Source organism: Stenotrophomonas genospecies 3, assembly GCF_054473855.1.
On sequence record NZ_JBTMUR010000021.1, the window covers coordinates 22,717 to 42,235 of the forward strand.

Here is a 19,519-nt window from a genome sequence, read left to right on the forward strand (position 1 = left end):
TGCGACCACGGGATGACGGTGGTCAGGTCCCTGTAGGAAACCACGGCCCCGAAGGGCCGTGGCGGTCGTGCAGATGGCGGGGTGGATCAGAAGCGCTGCTGGTATTTCATGTAGATGAAACGACCGATGTCGAAGCCACCGTAGTAGGAGAAGTTGGCGCTCGGCTGGCTGTACATGGCCGGTCCCTGGCGGCCGAACACATTGTTGGCACCGATCGAGACGGTCGCATCCCATGGCAGGTTGTAGCGCGCCTGCACGTCGTGGAAGGTGACCGATCCGCGACGGTTGTAGTCACGGCTGCCACTGAACCACGGCGCGCGCTGGCCCGGGTGCGAGCACTCACCCGGATACGTGGCTGCATCCAGGCAACGCTCCTTGACCGCGGAGAAATAGCGCAGGCCCCAGCTTAGGCCGAGGTTGCCACGCTCCCAGCCCAACGATGCGTTGGAGCGCACACGGAAGCCGATGCCGCCGTTGCTGGCGATGCCATTGCTGGGAATGGGCGGGGCATCCGCCTCGTTGGTGGTCCGTTCTTCCGCGGCGACCACATAGGTGGTCTTCCAGTCGGCGTTCAGCGTGCCCCAGGACGTTTCGATCTTGTGGCCGATCTCCAGGTCATAGCCTTCGGCCTGGCGGAACCCGCTGTTGCGGCTGCCATAGTTGAGCGTGTTGACGATGCCCAGTTCCGGGTCGCGGGTGAAACTGCCGCAGCGCTCGGCGATGCCCAGTTCGTAGCAGTCGCGGAGGATGTCGTTGGGATGGTCGGCGACGATGGTGTTGTCGATGCGGATCTTCCACCAGTCCAACGCAATGTTCAGTCCTTCGGCAAACGTCGGGCTCCAGACCAGGCCCAGCGTGCGGCTGGTCGAGGTTTCCGGCTTCAGGTCGGGATTGGAGCCGTTGGTGAAGGGCAGGGGCGTCTGCCCACTGCTGCCGGTGATCGGCTCGTTGCCCTGGCCGAGCTGGCGGTAGCTGTCCGCGTTGGGGATGTCGGCGGCGCAGCGTGCACGTACCTCCGGGCTGCTGGCGGCGGCGCCATAGACCGTATCGCAGGGGTCACGGAAGCCGGTGGTGAAGGTCTGCGAGCCGCCACCGTACAGATTCGAGATGGTCGGTGCACGGAAACCCTGTGCCCACGTGCCACGGACCAGCAGCTGGTCGATCGGCTTCCACGAGATGCCGAACTTGCTGTTGAGGGTTCCGCCGAAGGTGGTGTAGTCCGAGTAGCGCGTTGCCATGTCCAGGGTCAGCTGGCGTGCACCGGGGAGGTCGCTCAGCACCGGCACGCTCAGCTCCAGATAGGCCTCGTCGACACGGTAGCCACCGCCGGTGGGGCCCGCCGCCAGATTGGTGGTGGCGCCGGTCTGGGCCAGCGCATCGGGAATGAAGCGACCCTCCTCGCGGCGGCTCTCCACACCCAGGGCGAAGCCCAGTTCCCCGGCGGGCAGCGTGGCAAGGCCGCCACTGAGGCTGGCGAACAGGTTGCGGGTGGTGTTTCGGCCACGGGTGAGTTCCTCGGGGAACAGCCAGTCCTGCAGTTCGCCATTGCCGGTCAGGCCGTACGGGTCATCCTGGCCATACGGCACCAGTGGATTCCAGGGCTTGCAGCCGGCAATCGGTGCATCCGGTGTACCGCATTCCACCTTGCCGGTGGCCGGGTTGTAGAACGAAGGACCGGTGGAATCGGCAACGCGCTGCTTGTGCAGGTCGCCGGTGGCACGCTGCTCCAGCTCGCTGCGGTTGTACTGGTAGCCGGCTTCCCAATCGAAGTCGCGACCGGCGAACTGGAAGCTGCCCTCAAACGCTGCGACACCCTGCCAGGTGGTCAGTTCGCTGGTGCTGATGCGTGGAATCTCCCAGGTGCGGCGGTTCCAGTGCACGTCGCTTGGGCGTTCATAGCCGTGGTGGCTGCCGAACGGATTGAACCAGCTGTCGGCGGACATCGGCGTGATGCCGGCCGCACCGGACTGGAACGGATAGCCGGCAATCTGGCGCGTGGTGGTGCGTCGGTTGTAGGCCAGCTGGGTGTTGAAACGGATCTGGTCGTTCAGATCCATGCGTGCATCGACGAAGAGCGAATCGCGCTTGATCGGCGTCTGTACGTGCATCTGTTCATTGCTGTTGCTGACATCACCGGTGAACGGCGTGTTGTCACTGATGTGGAAGCTGTCCGGCCCGCCCGGCTGGCTGCCGCGATCGAGCGAATAGCTGCAGCCACGGACGCTGCTGCAGCCCGGGCCCTTGAAGCCGACGATGCGCCCCCACTGCCCGACCGTGGTCCAGCCATCGTCCGGATGACGATCGGTATAGGTGTAGGCGCTGAAGCCGCGGTCCTTCGCCCAAACGCCCTTTTCTTCGACATGCTCGGCGGCGACACTGATCGAAGCGCGGTCATTCGACCAGCCGGCAACCACGTCGTACTGGGTGCGGGCCCCATCGCCTTCGCTGAACTGCCCGTGGTAGACGTTGGCGGTCACGCCCTGGACGTTGCGCCGGGTGATGATGTTGACCACGCCGGCCATCGCGTCGGAACCGTAGATGGCCGAGGCGCCGTCCTTCAGCACTTCCATGCGTTCCACGGCAGCGGCGGGAATGCTGGATATATCCTGGTAACCCGAAGTGGTCATGCCCAGGCGCTTGCCGTTGACCAGCACCAGGGTGCGCTGTGCACCGAGGCCGCGCATGTCCACGTAGCTGCCGCCTGCGGCCTCGCCCGCACTGAGCGGGCTGGCACGGCTCAAGGCCGGGCTGCCGGTTGCGGTCAGGTTCTGCAGGATGTCGGCAACGGAATTGAAGCCCTGCCGCTCGATGTCGGCGCGGCTGATGGTCAGCACCGGCTGCGCGGTTTCCAGGTCGACCTGGCGGATGCGCGAACCGGTGATCTCGATACGGTCCAGCGTGGTGGCTTCCGGTGCGTGCTGGGCGAATGCGGGGGCGGCCAGTGCGGTGGTGGCCGTCATCGCCAGTGCACGACGGATCGCCAACCCGAGCTCGGGAATACGGATGGTCATGGGTCTCTCTCTCAGTCTTCGAAGTCTTCGGAACACAGCCAAGCGGGGCTGCGTCAACTCCACCGCGGCGGTGGATGTTCGAACCTAGTGAAGATGGATGGGGAGACGTATGGGCAAGCGACGAAAGCGCTGCAGATGGCTGTGACGCTTCTGCACAAAGCGGAAGCAAATCAATCGATTGCTCCAACCTGTGGCATCGCGGCGGACGCAGCGCAGAGGACCGTGTCCCTGATTGAACGCATCACGGTCAATGTGGAAAGCGACAGTCTGCGCGGAGGCAGAAAAAAACCACGGCCCTGAAGGGCCGTGGTCGTCGAGCTTCAACAGCGCGGATGGATCAGAAGCGCTGCTGGTACTTCATGTACATGAAACGACCGATGTCGTAGCCACCGTAGTAGGAGAACGACGAGTTCGGCTTGCTGTACATCACCGGCGCTTCCTTGCCGAACACATTGTTCGCGCCCACCGAAACGGTGGCATCCCACGGCAGGTTGTAGCGGAACTGCACGTCGTGGAAGGTCACGGCACCGCGCTCGTTGTACGCGGTCGGCGACTTCAGCCACGGAGCCAGGAAGGTCGGATCGGAGCATTCGTCCGCATAACGCGAGGCGTTGAGGCAGCGCTCCTTCACACCGGAGTAGTAGCGTGCCGTCCAGCTGACGCCGAAGTCACCCACATCCCAGCCCAGCACCAGGTTCGAGCGCACGCGGAACGCAAGGCTGGTGGCGGTGCCGATGGTGTTGGCAACGCCGTTGATCGGCGTGATCGCTTCGCGGACATCGTTGGTGGAGCGGTAGACGTTCTTGCTGACGTAGGTGCTGGTCCAGCCTGCGCTCAGCTTGCCGTAGCTGGTGTCGACGCGGTAGCTGACATCCAGGTCGTAACCTTCGGTCTCGGCAAAGCCGGCATTGCGGTTGCCGAACTTCAGGCCGGTGACGATGCCGTTGGACGGGTCACGGCTGAAGCGGCTGCAGCGCGATTCGATGCCCTGCTCGTAGCAGTCCCTCAGGATCTGGTTCGGACTGTCACCGACGATGGTGTTGTCGATGCGGATCTTCCACCAGTCCAGCGCCACGTTGAGGTTGCTGAGGAAGGTCGGGCTCCACACCAGGCCCAGCGTCTTGCTGGTCGAGGTTTCCGGAACCAGCAGCGGGTTCGAACCGGACACGAACGGCGTCGGGGTCGCATCCTGCGCCGTGGTCACCGGGGCGTTGCCCTGCTTCAGCTGGCGGAAGTTGGCGGCATCGGCGATGTCACGTGCGCATCGCGCGCGGACTTCAGCACTGCCCTTGGCCGAGCCGAACACGGTGTCGCACGGATCGCTGAACTGCGCGAAGGTTTCCGAACCACCACCGTACAGGTCGTTGATGGTCGGGGCGCGGAAGCCTTCTGCCCAGGTACCACGGACCAGCAGCTGGTCGATCGGCTTCCACTTGAAGCCGAACTTGCTGTTGAGCGTGTTGCCGAAGGTGTTGTACTTGGAGTAGCGGGTGGCGGCACTGAAGCTCAGCTCACGTGCACCGGGCAGGTCGGCCAGCACCGGCACGCTGAGCTCCAGGTAGGCTTCCTTCACGTTGTAGCTGCCACCGGTCGGGCCTGCGGCCAGGTTGGTGGTAGCGCCGGTCTGGGCCAGGGCATCGGGGGTGTAGCGGCCATCTTCCTTGCGGCTTTCCACGCCGAAAGCGAAGCCGAGGTCGCCGGCCGGCAGGGTCATGATGCTGCCGGACAGGTTGGCGAACGCGTTCTTGGTGGTGGTCCGGCCGGTGGTGTGCTCCGCCGGGAACAGCCAGGCCATCAGTTCTTCATTGCCGGTCAGTCCGTTCGGATCGTTCTTGCCGTAGGGCACCAGCGGGTTCCACGGCGTGCAGCCGCTGATCACCGCGCCCGGACGGCCACACATCACCTTGCCGGTGGCCGGATCCAGGAACGACGGACCCACGGCGTCACGCACGCGCTTCTTGTGCAGGTTGCCGGTGGCGGTAGCGGTCAGCTCGTTGCGGTTGTACTGGTAGCCCACGTCCCAGTCGAAGTAGCGCTGGCCGATCTCGAAGCTGCCATCCAGCGACACTACCGCACGGTAGGTCTTCAGTTCGCTGGTGCTCACACGCGGGATTTCCCAGGTGCGGCGGTTCCAGGCCACGTCGGTTGGCTTGGCATAGCCGTGCTGGTTGCCGAACGGATTGAAGTAGCTGTCCTTGGACATCAGGCCGGTGGCGGTCGGGTCGCCCGAGATGGACACCGAGCTGGACTGCAGGGGGTAGCCTGCAATCTGGCGCTCGGCCGAACGCTTGTTGTAGCCGAATTCGGTGCGCAGGTTGACCTGGTCGGTGATCTTGAAGCGACCGTCGAAGTACACCGAATCACGCTTGAGCGGATACATGACGTGCATCTGTTCGTTGGCGTTGCTGACGTCGCCGGTGAACGGGGTCGCATCGGTCAGGTGGTAGTTGGCCGGGTTGGTCGGGTCAGCACCACGGTTGAGCGAATAGCCGCAGCCGTCCTTGGTGTTGGTGCAGCCCGGGCCGCCCTTCAGGCCGGTGACCTGGCCCCACTGGCTCAGCGTGGTCCAGTTGGAGGCATCGTTCGGGTGGCGGTCGCTCACGCCGTACTTGCTGAACCAGCGGTCCTTGGCCCAGACGCTCTTCTCTTCCGAGTGCTCCAATGCCAGGGTCAGCGACACCCGGTCATTGCTCCAGCCGCCGACCACATCGAAGCGATCGCGCGCGCCGTCACCTTCGCTGTACTGACCGTGGTACACGTTGGCGGTCACGCCGTTGACGTTGGAACGGGTGATGATGTTGACCACGCCGGCCATCGCATCGGAACCGTAGATGGCCGACGCGCCATCCTTCAGCACTTCGATGCGCTCCACCGCCGACACCGGCAGCGAGGACACATCCTGCAGGCCCGAGGTGCTGATGCCCAGGCGCTTGCCGTTGACCAGCACCAGGGTGCGCTGCGCGCCCAGGTTGCGCATGTCGATGTAGGTGCCGCCGGTGTTTTCGCCCGAGCTCAGTGCGTTTGCACGGCTGATCGCCGGGCTGCCCATGGCGGTCACGTTCTGCAGGATGTCGGCCACCGAGCTGAAGCCCTGGCGCTCGATGTCCAACCGGCTCAGTGCCAGGACCGGCTGAGCGGTCTCCACGTCCACCTGGCGGATGCGCGAGCCAGTGATCTCGATGCGATCCAGGGTGGTCGGCGCGGCGGTGCTGCCACTCTGAGCGAACGCAGGCAGGGCGGCCAGCGTCGCAGTGGTTGCCAGGGCGTAGCGGATGGCCTGCCCCAGGGGGGTGGTACGTGAAGTCATGACGAGCTCTCTCTCTCTCAGGTCGTGCAGGGACGCCAAAAGGGGCGTCGAAGAAATCGGCCGCCCACAAGCGGACCGATGACCCGATAGTAGTCTCGTTGGTTAATGCTCTGTAAAGAGGTCGTGTCGATTTGTACCAGGCTTCATCGTCAGATTTCACGAAAGCTCAACAAAAGCAGTCGCTTAGCTGTAACGCTGAATGCGCTCCCCCGACTTGATCTGCTGCGTCGCAGCAGGTCAACCGGGGGCGCATGCGCGAACCGTAACGGTGTGTGACCTTCTTTCCCTCGCGGGAAAGCGTGAGCCTCAGGCTACGAAGGGCCGGAACTGGATGCCCAGCCCGGCGATGCCGTCGGTCTCGCCGATCAGATCGGCGCGCAGCAGTGGCCGGGCATCAATGAAGGCCTGCGGCACGATCAACGACAGGCGGTTGTCGTCGGCGGTCAGTTCCAACGCCGGCAGTGGATCGTCCTCATGGGCACGATTGAGCAGCACCGCCAGGCGCAGCAGGGCGGCCAGCCGGCGAGCGGTCAGCAGCAGGCGCTCGGGCAGGGCGTCGAAGGCGGTCTTGGTCACGCTGCGGCGATGGCTGCGCACCAGCGCGGCCAGCATCTGCTGTTCCTGCCGCGAGAAGCCGGCGATATCCGAGTGTTCCAGCACGTAACTGCCATGCACGTGGTAGCCGCTGTGCGCGATCATCAGGCCCAGCTCGTGCAGGCGCGCGGCCCAGCCGAGCATGCGCGCGTCGTCGGCATCGAGCCGCCAGCGTTCCTGCACCTGTTCCAGCAGTGACAGCGCGGTGTCCTGCACACGGTCGGCCTGCACGGTATCGATGCCGTAGCGCTGGCTGAGCGCGGACACCGATTCATCGCGCAGATCGTTCTCGCCAGCGCGGCCGACGATGTCGTAGAGGATGCCTTCGCGCATCGCCGCCTTGCTGACCAGCAGCTTCTGCAGGCCCAGTGCCTGGAAGGCGGCCTCCAGCACCAGGATGCCGCCGGCGATGATCGGGCGGCGGTCGCTGGACAGGCCCGGCAACTGGATGTCGTCGATCTTCTTGGCCTTCAGCAGTTCGTCGCGCAGCTGGGGCAGGGCCTCGGCGGTGATCGCGCCCTTGCTCAGCTTCATCGTGGCGCAGATCTCGCTGATCGCCTTGTGCGTGCCCGAAGAACCCAGCGCTTCCTGCCAGCCCAGCGCGCGGTACTTGCTGGCGAAGGGCTGGAACTCGCGACCGATCTCGGCCAGCGCGTCCTTCCAGCGCTTCTTGCTCAGCTTGCCGCCGGGGAAGAAACGCCGGGTGCTGGCAATGCAGCCGGCCTGCAGGCTTTCGCGCTCCAGGGTCTGCATGCCCATGCCGATGATGAATTCGGTGGAGCCGCCGCCGATGTCGATGACCAGCCGGCGCTGGCCGGGCTTGGGCGGTTGTGCATGGGCCACGCCCAGGTAGATCAGGCGCGCTTCTTCGCGGCCGCTGACCACTTCGATGGCGTGCCCGAGCGCGGTTTCGGCGGGAACCAGGAACGACTGCGGTGAACGCAGCTGGCGCACGGTGTTGGTGGCCAGTGCGCGCACCCGGTGCGGCGGTACATTGCGGATGCGCTGGCCGAAGCGGGCCAGGCATTCCAGCGCGCGCTGTCGGGCAGCGGAGGAGAGCCCGCCTTTGCCGTCCAGGCCGTCGGCCATGCGCACCGTCTCGCGCAGGCGGTCGATTACCCGCAGCTGGCCGAGCGTGTAGCGCGCGATGACCATGTGGAAACTATTGGAGCCAAGGTCGATGGCGGCCAGCAGGTCGCCATCCTGCAATGCGGGCGGAGTCGTGGTGGTGTGCGGCATGGACGAATGTTAGCCGAAGGGGCGGTGTGCTCGTCACCGCGCGGCCTTCACATTTTGGAAGAGGGGAGTGCGGCAGGGCTGCGCCCTGCACCCGCAGAGGCCAGAGCAACAGCAACAGCAACAGCAACAGCAACAGCAACAGCGGGCTATCCGTGGGATGGCGGGGCGGGTCCGATGGCAGGGGACGCCGTGAACCCGTCCATGGGGGCTTGGTCGCCGCATCCATGCGGCTCACACCCCTGCCACCGGACCCACCCCGCCTTCGACAGTTCTCTGCGATCTGCCGGGACGGCGTTCTGCGCGGCTGTTGGTGGGTGTCGACCTTGGTCGACACGGTAGATCCACGCCATGCGTGGATGAATCCAAACGTGCCGACCAAGGTCGACACCTACCGGGTCAGAGACCCTGCATCAGTGCCATCTGCGCAGAATGCGGTGCCTCGTCGTGGGCGGGCGCACGCTTGTGGTAGATGCCGTCGGCATCCAGTTCCCAGGCGTTGAGGTTGTCGTCCAGGTAGTTCTGCAGGACCTCGCGGTAGACCCGCTTGGCCAGCTCCGGGTCGAGGATCGGGAAGCAGGTCTCGACCCGGCGCAGCAGGTTGCGTTCCAGCCAGTCGGCGCTGGCGCAGTACATCTCCGGTGCGCCGTCGTTGCCGAACCAGTAGACGCGGCTGTGCTCCAGGAAGCGGCCGACGATCGAGCGCACGCGGATGTTGTCCGAGATGCCCGGCACACCCGGGCGCAGGGTGCAGGCGCCGCGGATGATCAGGTCGATCTGCACGCCGGCCTGCGAGGCGGCGTACAGCGCGCGCACCACCTGCGGTTCGTTCAGGGCGTTCATCTTGGCGATGATCCGCGCCGGGCGGCCGGCGGCGGCGATGCGCGTCTCGCGCTCGATGCGGCCGAGGATGCCGGTGTGCAGGGTGAAGGGCGACTGCAGCAGGCGCTTGAGCTTCATCTTCGAGGCCAGCCCGGACAGCTGCTGGAACAGCAGGTGCACGTCGTTGCCGATGTCCGCATCGGCGGTGATCAGGCTGATGTCGGTGTACGCACGGGCGGTACCGCTGTGGTAGTTGCCGGTACCAAGGTGCACATAGCGGCGCAGCTTGCGGCCCTCGCGGCGCACGATCAGCAGCATCTTGGCGTGGGTCTTGTAGCCGACCACGCCATACACCACCTGCACGCCGGCCTCCTGCAGGCGATCAGCCAGGCCGAGGTTGGCTTCCTCGTCGAAGCGGGCGCGCAGTTCGACCACCACGGTCACGTCCTTGCCGTTGCGTGCGGCCTGGATCAGTGCATCGACAATCAGCGAATCCTTGCCGGTGCGGTACAGGGTCTGCTTGATCGCCAGCACGTTGGGATCGACCGCCGCCTGCCGGATCAGGTCCAGCACGGCGGTGAAGGCATCGAACGGGTGATGCAGCAGCAGGTCGTGGCGCGCCACTGTCTCGAAGATGCCGTCGCTGTCGCGCAGCGTGCGCGGGGTCATCGGCGGGTACTTCAGGTCTGGCTGTGCGATCAGGTCGTACAGCTGGATGATGCGGTTGAGGTTGACCGGGCCGTCGATGCGGTACACCGCGTTCTCGGTCAGGCCGAAGTTCTGCAGCAGGGTGCGCACGATGTCGCGCGGCATGTCCTGCGCGATTTCCAGGCGCACTGCCGGCCGGTAGCCGCGGTCGACCAGTTCGTCGCGCAGTGCCAGCGCCAGGTTCTCCACTTCCTCCTCGTCCACCACCAGCTCGGAGTTGCGGGTAACGCGGAACTGGTAGGCCCCCTGGACTTCCATGCCCGGGAACAGTTCATCGACGAACGTGGACAGCACCGAGGACAGGAACACGAAGTTCTGCGGACCGCCGAGTTTCTCCGGCAGCTGGATGATGCGCGGCAGCGAGCGCGGCGCACGCACGATGGCCAGGTGGCCGGCGCGGCCGAACGCGTCGGTGCCCTTCAGCACCACCACGATGTTCAGCGACTTGTTGAGGATCTTCGGGAACGGGTGCACCGGGTCCAGGCCCAGCGGCGACAGCACCGGCATGATCTCGTTGCGGAAGTACGCACGCAGCCAGCGCTTCTGGCGATCGGTCCAGGAATGGCGGCCGAGCACGCCGATGCCGGCCTCCATCAGCGCCGGGCGCAGCGTCTCGTTCCAGCAGCGGTACTGCTGGTCCACCAGTTCCGCGGCGCGGTCATGGATGGCGTTGAGGATGGCCTGCGGGCTCATCCCGTCCGGCGCCGGCGGCAGGCCGAATTCCTGCGCGTGGCGTACGGCAGCGGCGCGGATCTCGAAGAACTCGTCGAGGTTGGTGCAGGAGATGCACATGAAGCGCAGGCGCTCCAGCAGCGGCACCTGAGGGTCCATCGCCTGGGCCAGCACGCGGAAGTTGAAATCCAGCTGCGACAGCTCGCGGTTGATGTACAGCGCCGGGTCGCGCAACGGATCGTTGTCCGGGCTCACGGGGAGGGGGAGGGATCCGAGGCTGCTCATGGCGTCATTCTTCGATGGAGGTCAGGGGGGCGGACTCGCGCGGGCGCACGTGGTCGGCATCGAAATGGCAGGAGAACACCGAGCCCTTGCCGACCTCGCTTTCAATCTCCAGCCGTGCGTGGTGCAGGCCGAGGATGTGCTTGACGATGGACAGGCCCAGGCCGGTACCGCCGCTTTCGCGGGAGCGGCTGCTGGAGACACGGTAGAAGCGTTCGGTCAGGCGCGGCAGGTGGGAGGCCGGGATGCCATAGCCGGAATCGCGCACCGCCAGCACGGCACCGTCGCCTTCGCGGCGGAACTCCACGGCGATGCGGCCACCGGCCGGCGTATAGCGCACCGCATTGGTGACCAGGTTGGAGAAGGCGCTGTGCAGTTCCTTGGTCGAGCCCTGCAGGTCAACGCCGGCCAGGTCGTCGATGCTGATCTGGTGGCGGCCCTGGCTGTGCGCTTCGGCTTCGCGGCGCAGGGTCGCCAGCATCGGCTGCATGGCCACGGTCTCTTCCTCGCTGTGTTCCTGCGATTCGAGGCGCGACAGGGTCAGCAGGTCTTCCACCAGCTGGGCCATGCGCTGGCTCTGCTTGCGCATTTCTTCCAGCATCGGTCCGGTTCCCGGGAAATCCTCCGGGTCCATCATGTCCAGATAGCCGTGCACCACGGTGAGCGGCGTGCGCAGTTCGTGTGAAACGTTGGCCACGAAATCGCGGCGCACCTGTTCCAGGCGCAGCAGCTTGCTGACGTCGCGGGCGATCAGCAGCCAGTAATCCGACGAATAGGGAATCAGGCGCAGGTTCAGGCGGATCGCCGGATCGACCGGCGAAGGCACGTCGAGGATCGGCTCGGCATTGCGGCCGCCGGCCAGCCAGTGCGCCAGCGGCATCGGCTGCAGGCGTTCGACCAGGGCTTCGCCGAGGTCGCCTGGGTGATGCAGGCCGAGCAGGGCGGTGGCCGCTTCGTTGAACCACTGCACGCGCTGGCTGTTGCGGTCCAGCACCACCACCGCATCGGGAAGTGCGGCGGCCGCGGCGCGATAGCTGCGCAGCATGTCCAGCAGGCGGCGCTTGCGCACGCGCATTTCCACCTGGTTGCGGTACAGCAGGCGGTCCAGCTCGTTCCAGACGCCGGTGCCTTCCTCGGCGGTATCCCAGCGCTGGCGCGCGGTCAGGCGCCGCAGCACGCTGCGCAGGCGCCAGTAATGCCATGCCAGCGTGGCCAGCGCGCCCAACGCGATGCACAACCACAGATGGCCCGTGAACCACCCCACCAGTCCGGCGAACAGCAGTACCGCAGCAACGGTGGCCAGGGTCTTCAACCAGGCAGAGCGGATGTGGCGGGGCATTGCGATCTCGTCGTTGAGGTGCGGCGGTTCACTGGGGTGAACCGAGGGTTATAGCAGAGTTGCCGGCGCCGGCACCCGCAGGTGCGTGGCGCCGGCACGACGAGGCTCAGGTAGCAGTGGAGAAGCGGTAGCCGGCGCCGCGCACGGTCTGCACCATGTCTTCGGCATTGAACGGTTCCAGCGTCTTGCGCAGGCGGCGGATGTGCACATCGATGGTGCGCTCCTCCACGTACACGCTGCCGCCCCACACATGGTCCAGCAGCTGGGCGCGGGTATAGACGCGCTCCGGGTGGGTCATGAAGAAGTGCAGCAGGCGGTATTCGGTCGGGCCGATCGGCACCGGCTGGTCGTTGGCGAACACGCGATGGGCGGCGCCGTCGATGCGGATCGGGCCGACCGCCACGCTGCCGTCCTCGTCGTCCTCGCGGGCGCGGCGCATCACCGCACGGATGCGGGCCAGCAGTTCGCGCGCCGAGAACGGCTTGACCACATAGTCGTCGACGCCGGCTTCAAGGCCACCCACGCGGTCGTTCTCTTCGCCGCGGGCGGTCAGCATGATGATCGGCACTTCGCGGGTCAGGGTTTCCTTGCGCCAGCGCCGGGCCAGGTCCAGGCCGCTGGTGCCGGGCAGCATCCAGTCCAGCAGGATCAGGTCGGGGACGCGGTCGGCGATGGCGGTCTGGGCCTCACGGGCGTCGCCGGCGTGGACCGGTTCGTAATCGCCCTTGCGCAGGGCGAAGGCGACCATTTCACGGATCGCGGGCTCGTCATCGACGATCAGGATGCGTTTCTGCACGAGGACACCGTAGGGCTCGGTTACTGGAGTGGTGCCAGTAGACTACGGTTTGATGACATGTTTGTGACTACCTGGCCGGAACCGGTCGGGATTGCCATCGGCCGGTCATGCAGCGCTCAGCGGCGGTCCAGGTCCGGGTCCTGCACGCCCTGCCGGCGCAGCTCCAGCACGGTGGGGGTGATCGCCTCGATGCGCGCATCCACCCGTGCCCGGCCTACATAGTCCAGCGCCGGATTGCGCTTGAGCGCCTGCAGCTGCATCAGCGACTGTTCCGGCCGGCCGCTGAGGAAGGCCGCCTCGGCGTAGGCCTCGCTGGCACGCACGCTGTCGCCGGCCAACTCGCTGGCGCGGGCGTACCGCTGCTGGAAGACCGGATCGTTACCGCTTTGCGACAGCAGGGGCCGCAGCATGGCCTGCGCACGCTGGCCCGCCTCACGGCTGCCCTGTTCGTTCAGGATCTCGGCATAGGTCAGCGCCACCGGACGGCTGTTGGGGTGCTGGCGCAGCAGCTGCTCGAAGCGGCTGTTGGCCTGGGCGGTCTGGCCTGCACGCGATTCGGCCTCGCCCAGCCCCAGCGCCAGCCACAGGTTGTCCGGGCGGGTCTGCAGCAGGCCTGCCAAGGTCTGCCGGGCCTGGGTGGCGCCGGCGCGACCGCTGCGCATCACCGCCAGCGCCTGGCCATAGCGCTGCGCATCGTTGAGGCCGTCCTTCTGACGCTTGGCCAGATCGGCATACTCGCGTTCCAGCTCGGGGGTGGAATCCGCGCTGAGCACCCGCAGGCGCTCGCGGGCCCAGTCGAAGTCGCCACTGGCGCCGCGGCTGAGCTGGCCCATCGGGATGCGCAGCACGCTGCTGGGCAGCAGCGGGTTGGTTCCGCGCAACAGGGGTTCGGCCAGGCTGGGATCGGCCGGGTCCACGCGCTCCCTGCGCTCGCCGCTGGGGGTGCTGGTGGTCAGCAGCACCGTGTCCTTCTTCATCTGGTCGGCGCGGGCCTTGGCCTCGCTGATGCGGGTGATGTTGACCGGATGGGTGCGCAGGAACTCGGGCACGCTGTAGCCACCCTCGTTGCCGCGCATCGCCGATGCCATCCGCTCGAAGAAGCCGGCCATGGCGTCCACGTCGTAACCGCTGCGCGACAGGGTGCGGATGCCGAGGCGATCGGCCTCGGATTCGTTGGAGCGGGTGTAGTTGATCTGGCGCTGCTGCATCAGGCCCATGCCCGAGCTGATCGCGGCCATGGTCGCGTTGCCGGACGACGTGCTGTTGCTGGCCTGTGCGGCCACCACCGCCGCCAGCATGCCGAGCAGGATCGGAATCTGGTCGCGCTGGGCACGCTCGACCCCGCGCAGCACGTGCTGCTGGGTGACGTGGGCGATTTCGTGCGACAGCACCGCCGCGACCTCGTCCTCGCGCTCGGCGGTCAGCACCAGGCCGGCATTGACCCCGATGTAGCCGCCCAGCGTGGCGAAGGCGTTGATCTGGCGGTCCTTCATCACGAAGAACGTGTAGGGCTGGCGAGGCTGGTCGCTGTTGGAGCCGAGCCGGGTACCCATGGTCTGCAGCCAGTCGTTGACCAGCGGGTCATCCAGCAGGTAGCCGTAGTTGCGCAGCTCGCGCAGCATCATCGCGCCGTACTCGGCCTGGCGGGCCGGGGTCAGCAGCTCGCCGGCCGAGGAGCCGATGTCGGGCAGCTTCTCCTGGGCCTGGGCGAGCGGCATGGCCAGGGCCAGGGTGACGGCGGTAGTCAGCAGCAGGGCTCGCAAGCAGTGGGTCCTCGGGCAGGGCGCGCCAAGCGTGGCAGGGTGGGGGGCAACCATTCGTTAATCCACAGTGTTGCGGCCGTGGCGTGGAAATTCCAGCGCACCGGTACCATATGTAGACCGTCGATCCATCGTGGAGTTTCCCGTGACAGCCCAGACCGCCGGCGGTGCCCCCGCCATCACCATCTATTCCACCGCCGTCTGCCCGTACTGCGTGGCCGCCAAGAACTTCCTGAAGAGCAAGGGCCAGCAGTGGACCGAGGTCCGCATCGACCTGGACCCGGTCGAGCGCGAGAAGATGATGGCACTGACCCGCCGTACCAGCGTGCCGCAGATCTTCGTCGGCGACGTCCACGTGGGCGGCTACGACGACATGATGGCCCTGCACCGTGAAGGCAAGCTCGAGCCGCTGCTGGCCGGGCAGGGCCAGGCATGAGCGCGGCCGACGACGGCAGCAAGGACCGCATCGCCGAGTTCACCGACTTCCGCAAGCGCATGAACGAGCGGATCCTGGGCGAGCCGAACCAGGTGGTGCGCCGCTTCTTCGCGCTGGACACGCAGACCTACCAGGCCGGCGCGCTGGATGTGAAGACCAAGGAACTGCTGGGCCTGGTGGCCTCGATGGTGCTGCGCTGCGACGACTGCATCAGCTACCACGTGGCCCAGTGCAAGGACGCCGGGGTGACCCGAGAAGAGTTCTTCGAGACCTTCTCGGTCGGCCTGGTGGTGGGCGGCTCGATCGTGATCCCGCACCTGCGCCGCGCGGTCGACTTCCTCGACCAGCTCGAAGGCGGCGCCGCCGCCCCCGAAGCGCACGCGCACTGAACCTGACGGGCGCCGGGAACCGGGCCCTGTGGCCCTACCGGACGTGCGGGGCGCCTTTTCCGTGATCCCACAGCCCAGGAGCCCCCTTGTTGTTCAAGGGGGCGCGCCGGTAGGCGGGGGGATAAGGTGGAATGCGCGGGCAAACCGCAGAGCGGTTTGCTCAAGGGGGCGCGCCGACAGGCGCGGGGATAAGGTGGGGTGCGCGGGCAATTCTGCCTGAGCCGGGCACTGGGACCATGGTCTATTTGGGACCTCGGCCCCGGCTCAGGCATAATTGCCGGTGAAACTTCCTTTGCGCCGGCGTTTCCGGGCACGTCCGGACGGCGTTTTTCCCCCTGTTCGGAACATCGATCAATGACGCAGAAAATTACGGTCATCCGCGGCGACGGCATTGGCCCGGAAATCATGGACGCTACCCTGTTCGTGCTCGACCAGCTCAAGACTGGCCTGGAGTACGAAGACGCCGACGCCGGCCTGGTGGCCCTGGAAAAGCACGGCGACCTGATGCCGGCGGTGACCCTGGAATCGATCGCGCGCAACAAGGTCGCGCTGAAGAGCCCGCTGACCACCCCGGTCGGTGGTGGCTTCACCTCGATCAACGTCAGCCTGCGCCGTCACTTCGACCTGTACGCCAATGTGCGTCCGGCCCACACCTTCCCGAACACCAAGTCGCGTTTCGACAACGTCGACCTGATCACCGTGCGTGAGAACACCGAAGGCGCCTACCTGGCCGAAGGCCAGGAAGTGTCGGCCGACGGCGAGACCGCCTTCTCCGGCACCCGCATCACCCGCAAGGGCTCCGAGCGCATCGTGCGCTACGCCTTCGAGCTGGCCAAGAGCACCGGCCGCAAGAAGGTCACCGCCGTACACAAGGCCAACATCATCAAGTCGACCTCGGGCCTGTTCCTGAATGTCGCCCGTGAAGTGGCTGCGCAGTACCCGGACATCGAATTCCAGGAAATGATCGTCGACAACTGCTGCATGCAGCTGGTGATGCGTCCGGAACAGTTCGACGTGATCGTCACCACCAACCTGTTCGGCGACATCATCTCCGACCTGTGCGCCGGCCTCGTCGGCGGCCTGGGCCTGGCCCCGGGTGCCAACATCGGCAAGGACGCGGCGATCTTCGAAGCCGTGCACGGCACTGCGCCGGACATCGCTGGCCAGGGCAAGGCCAATCCGTGCGCGCTGCTGCTGGCAGCGGCGCAGATGCTGGACCATGTCGGCCAGCCGGAAAATGCCGAGCGCCTGCGCAAGGCCATCGTGGCGACCATGGAAGCCAAGGATTCGCTGACCGGCGACCTGGGCGGCACCGGCACCACCATGAGCTTTGCCCAGGCCATCGCCAGCCGCCTGTAAGCGGCCGGCGTTCCTTGACGGAACCGCAGCGGGGCGCCTTCGGGCGCCTCGTTGCGTTGTGGGTCGGCTCGGTAGATCCACGCCATGCGTGGATGGCGGGGCTTTGGTCCGCAGCCACCCATGGGGCGGCTCTACAGGGGATTGTCTGTGCGAAATTCGCACAGATCATGTGCTTTTACATGGCTGGTTCGTGCGCCGTCCGCTCCGCATCATGTGCCCACTTTTCACCGCACAGGAGCTTGAACATGAACCTCACCGCCTTTGGTCTGGCCAGCCTGATCGGCATGGCCACCGTTACCCCCGTCACCGCTGCCGAACCGGCCCATCCCACCATCCGCCACATGGCTGGCGCACCCGTTGTGGCTTCGCTGGATGCGGCGAAGACCGCCGTGCTGGTGATCGACTTCCAGAACGAATACTTCGACGGCAGCGCTGCGCCGGGCTTCGCCGGTGGCCGTATGGTCATCCCCGATGGCGTGGCCGCACTGCGGCAGGCGAAGCGGGTGGTCGAGTTCGCCGATGCCCACGGCATCCGCGTGATCCATGTACAGCACGTGTTGCCGGCGGGTGCGCCGCTGTTCGCGCAGGGCAGCGTCAATGCCGCCTTCCATCGCGACCTGCAGCCGCGCAAGGGCGAGACCGTGGTGCAGAAGGACAACGTCAGCGTGTTCGCCGGTGACTCGGCCGCAGTGCTCGACCAGGTGCTGAAGGATGCCGGCATCGACACCCTGATCGTCACCGGCCTGCAGACCCATGCCTGCGTGGCCGGTGCCGCCCGCGATGCCGCAGCGGCACCGCGTGGCTACCGCGTCATCGTGTCGTCCGATGCAACTGCCAGCCGTGATCTGGATCTTGCCGGAGGCCAGCGCATCGGTCATCGCGCGCTGCATGACGCCTCGCTGGCGCAGATTGAGGACACCTTCGGCGATGTCATGGCGACTGACGCGATCCTGGCACTGCCTGTGCGCAAGGCCGGCGACGGCGCTTGATAAGCTGACGGGGCCCGCACGCCGCGGGCCCCGCCACCTGGAGCCGCCCGCCGATGGACCATTTCGCCGCCCTGCGTGCGCTGCGCGCCATCGTCGATGCAGGCAGTTTCACCGCCGCCGCCGAACGACTGGGTACCACCCATTCGGCGATGTCACGGCAACTGCGGCAGCTGGAAGAACATCTAGAGGTTCGACTGCTCGATCGCAACAGCCGCCGGCTGTCACTGACCGAAGCCGGTCGCGATTACTACCGCGAGGCGGCAGCGCTGCTGGATCGCCTGCAGGAGGCGGATGACCGCGCACGCGCAGGGCAGGCACAGCCCAGCGGCACCGTGCGGATCAGCGTGCCGCAGGTGGTCGCCAGCCAGGAGCTGCCGCATTGGTTGCCGTCGTTCCTGCAGCGCTACCCACAGGTCACGCTGGATCTTTCCGCCGACGACCAGCTGGTTGATGTGGTCGGGGGCGGCTTCGACCTGGCGCTGCGCATCGCGCCTTCCTTGCCGGACAGCCAGCTGGTCGCGCGCGAGCTGGCCAGCTGCCCACGCATCCTGGTCGCCGCACCGGCCTATCTGGCGCGGCACGGTCTGCCCCGGCAGGCTTCGGACCTCGCACAGCACACGCTGCTGGGTTTCAGTCCCACAGCGGCGATGTCGCCCTGGCAGCTGCAGGGACCACGCGGTGCCGCCGCGAGCATCGAGTCGGGGCAGCGCCTGCGGGTGGATGCGACGCCAGCGTTGTATGCCGCTGCGTTGGCTGGCATGGGCATCAGCCTGTTCACTGCGCTGACCGTGCAGGAGGACCTGCGTGCCGGCCGCCTGATCCGTGTGCTGCCCGCCTGGCACGCCGGACAGCGGCGCTACTTCGCGCTGTATCCGCACGCGCGGGCGCTGGCGCCGAAGGTGCGTGCGCTGGTCGAGCACCTTGCGGCGCACTACGCTGCACAGGTGGGCGCGGCGGGGTAGTCGCGCGGCAGCAACCGAGGTGGTGATGGAGTCGGTGTATCTGCTGGTCGCGCTGGGCGCGATCGTCGCCGGATTCGTGCAGGGTCTGTCCGGCTTCGCCTTCGGCATGGTGGCGATGTCGTTCTGGGCGTGGGGACTGGAGCCGCGGCTGGCGGCGACGCTTTCGGTGTTTGGTGCGCTGGTCGGGCAGCTGGTCGCAGTGTTCACCGTGCGCCGCGGTTTCAACCTGCGCCTGCTGCTGCCGTTCGTGCTGGGTGGGCTGGCCGGCATTCCGCTGGGCGTGACGGTGCTGCCACGGCTGGACATGGACTGGTTCAAGGCGCTGCTGGGTGGCTTCCTGGCGCTGTGGTGCCCGGTGATGCTGATGGCGCGCTCGTTGCCTCCGGTCCGAGTCGGCGGCCGTATCGGTGATGCGATTGCTGGCATGGCCGGTGGCGTGCTCAGTGGCATCGGCGGCTTTGCCGGGCCGGTGCCGACGTTGTGGAGCACCCTGCGAGGCTTCGGCAAGGACGAGCAGCGCGCGGTCATCCAGAACTTCAACCTGGCGATGCTGGCGGTGACAATGGCCACCTATGTCGGCAGCGGCCTGGTGAGCCGGCAGATGTTGCCGTACTTCGCCATCGTGGCACCGGCCATGCTGGTGCCGACCCTGCTGGGCGCGCGGGTCTACATCGGCATCAGCGAGGCACGCTTCCGGCAGGTCGTGCTGGGCCTGCTGACCGCGTCAGGCATCGCGTTGCTGGCGTCGTCGCTGCCGGTACTGCTGGCGCGCTGAGGGAATGACTCGTCCTGCCATAGGTTGACACCGATGGGTGGATGGTCCGGCCGCCGTCAGGCGGCCAAAGACGCCCGATGCA

Annotated in this window: 13 protein-coding genes; 6 read left to right on the forward strand and 7 right to left on the reverse strand. The window is 66.6% G+C overall.

Going from position 1 to position 19,519, the window contains the following annotated elements; genetic code table 11:
- Positions 1 to 86 precede the first annotated feature (86 nt).
- The 7 genes from ACX9OT_RS20535 to ACX9OT_RS20565 all read right to left on the reverse strand — a co-directional run bounded on the left by ACX9OT_RS20535 (position 87) and on the right by ACX9OT_RS20565 (position 14,530).
- On the reverse strand, positions 87 to 3,011 hold the full coding sequence (locus ACX9OT_RS20535) for a TonB-dependent receptor domain-containing protein (RefSeq protein WP_459003482.1): 2,925 nt from the start codon (positions 3,009 to 3,011) through the stop codon (positions 87 to 89).
- Between the two features lie 337 nt (positions 3,012 to 3,348).
- Complete coding sequence (locus tag ACX9OT_RS20540; RefSeq protein ID WP_049422614.1) at positions 3,349 to 6,318, reverse strand: TonB-dependent receptor domain-containing protein; 2,970 nt, start codon at positions 6,316 to 6,318, stop codon at positions 3,349 to 3,351.
- A 306-nt stretch (positions 6,319 to 6,624) separates the two neighbouring features.
- Complete coding sequence (ppx, locus tag ACX9OT_RS20545; protein ID WP_010483920.1) at positions 6,625 to 8,151, reverse strand: exopolyphosphatase; 1,527 nt, start codon at positions 8,149 to 8,151, stop codon at positions 6,625 to 6,627.
- A 396-nt stretch (positions 8,152 to 8,547) separates the two neighbouring features.
- Positions 8,548 to 10,635, reverse strand: coding sequence for a polyphosphate kinase 1 (gene ppk1, locus ACX9OT_RS20550; protein WP_049400920.1), 2,088 nt, complete (start codon positions 10,633 to 10,635; stop codon positions 8,548 to 8,550).
- Between the two features lie 4 nt (positions 10,636 to 10,639).
- The gene (phoR, locus tag ACX9OT_RS20555) at positions 10,640 to 11,971 is read right to left on the reverse strand and encodes a phosphate regulon sensor histidine kinase PhoR (RefSeq protein WP_032129078.1); all 1,332 of its coding nucleotides are present in this window, start codon (positions 11,969 to 11,971) and stop codon (positions 10,640 to 10,642) included.
- Positions 11,972 to 12,077: 106 nt separating this feature from the next.
- The gene (gene phoB / locus ACX9OT_RS20560) at positions 12,078 to 12,767 is read right to left on the reverse strand and encodes a phosphate regulon transcriptional regulator PhoB (RefSeq protein WP_459003486.1); all 690 of its coding nucleotides are present in this window, start codon (positions 12,765 to 12,767) and stop codon (positions 12,078 to 12,080) included.
- 116 nt (positions 12,768 to 12,883) lie between these two features.
- Entirely contained in the window at positions 12,884 to 14,530 is a 1,647-nt protein-coding gene (locus ACX9OT_RS20565) for a M48 family metalloprotease (protein WP_032129079.1), read from the reverse strand.
- A 142-nt stretch (positions 14,531 to 14,672) separates the two neighbouring features.
- On the opposite strand from ACX9OT_RS20565, the gene grxC reads away from it, so the two are divergent.
- The 6 genes from grxC (at position 14,673) to ACX9OT_RS20595 (ending at position 19,437) form a co-directional block, all read left to right on the forward strand.
- A complete protein-coding gene (gene grxC, locus ACX9OT_RS20570; protein WP_049400919.1) occupies positions 14,673 to 14,963 on the forward strand; it encodes a glutaredoxin 3 in 291 nt (96 codons plus the stop codon).
- Positions 14,960 to 15,352, forward strand: coding sequence for a carboxymuconolactone decarboxylase family protein (locus tag ACX9OT_RS20575; RefSeq protein ID WP_004146041.1), 393 nt, complete (start codon positions 14,960 to 14,962; stop codon positions 15,350 to 15,352). The genes grxC and ACX9OT_RS20575 overlap by 4 nt, the downstream gene beginning before the upstream one ends.
- A gap of 354 nt (positions 15,353 to 15,706) precedes the next feature.
- Positions 15,707 to 16,711 (forward strand): isocitrate dehydrogenase, encoded by a 1,005-nt coding sequence (locus ACX9OT_RS20580; protein ID WP_032129081.1) that lies wholly within the window; start codon positions 15,707 to 15,709, stop codon positions 16,709 to 16,711.
- A gap of 245 nt (positions 16,712 to 16,956) precedes the next feature.
- Positions 16,957 to 17,700: a cysteine hydrolase family protein gene (locus ACX9OT_RS20585; RefSeq protein WP_049400917.1), complete on the forward strand. Its 744-nt coding sequence runs from the start codon at positions 16,957 to 16,959 to the stop codon at positions 17,698 to 17,700.
- A 53-nt stretch (positions 17,701 to 17,753) separates the two neighbouring features.
- The gene (locus ACX9OT_RS20590; protein ID WP_459003490.1) at positions 17,754 to 18,662 is read left to right on the forward strand and encodes a LysR family transcriptional regulator; all 909 of its coding nucleotides are present in this window, start codon (positions 17,754 to 17,756) and stop codon (positions 18,660 to 18,662) included.
- Between the two features lie 25 nt (positions 18,663 to 18,687).
- On the forward strand, positions 18,688 to 19,437 hold the full coding sequence (locus ACX9OT_RS20595; RefSeq protein ID WP_032129085.1) for a sulfite exporter TauE/SafE family protein: 750 nt from the start codon (positions 18,688 to 18,690) through the stop codon (positions 19,435 to 19,437).
- The last annotated feature ends 82 nt before the right edge of the window (positions 19,438 to 19,519 follow it).

Coding starts and splice junctions, on each gene's coding strand:
- ACX9OT_RS20535 (WP_459003482.1), bottom strand. CDS start 3,011: ATGACCATCCGTATTCCCGAGCTCGGGTTGGCGATCCGTCGTGCACTG.
- ACX9OT_RS20540 (WP_049422614.1), bottom strand. CDS start 6,318: ATGACTTCACGTACCACCCCCCTGGGGCAGGCCATCCGCTACGCCCTG.
- ppx (WP_010483920.1), bottom strand. CDS start 8,151: ATGCCGCACACCACCACGACTCCGCCCGCATTGCAGGATGGCGACCTG.
- ppk1 (WP_049400920.1), bottom strand. CDS start 10,635: ATGAGCAGCCTCGGATCCCTCCCCCTCCCCGTGAGCCCGGACAACGAT.
- phoR (WP_032129078.1), bottom strand. CDS start 11,971: ATGCCCCGCCACATCCGCTCTGCCTGGTTGAAGACCCTGGCCACCGTT.
- ACX9OT_RS20575 (WP_004146041.1), top strand. CDS start 14,960: ATGAGCGCGGCCGACGACGGCAGCAAGGACCGCATCGCCGAGTTCACC.
- ACX9OT_RS20580 (WP_032129081.1), top strand. CDS start 15,707: ATGACGCAGAAAATTACGGTCATCCGCGGCGACGGCATTGGCCCGGAA.
- ACX9OT_RS20585 (WP_049400917.1), top strand. CDS start 16,957: ATGAACCTCACCGCCTTTGGTCTGGCCAGCCTGATCGGCATGGCCACC.
- ACX9OT_RS20590 (WP_459003490.1), top strand. CDS start 17,754: ATGGACCATTTCGCCGCCCTGCGTGCGCTGCGCGCCATCGTCGATGCA.
- ACX9OT_RS20595 (WP_032129085.1), top strand. CDS start 18,688: ATGGAGTCGGTGTATCTGCTGGTCGCGCTGGGCGCGATCGTCGCCGGA.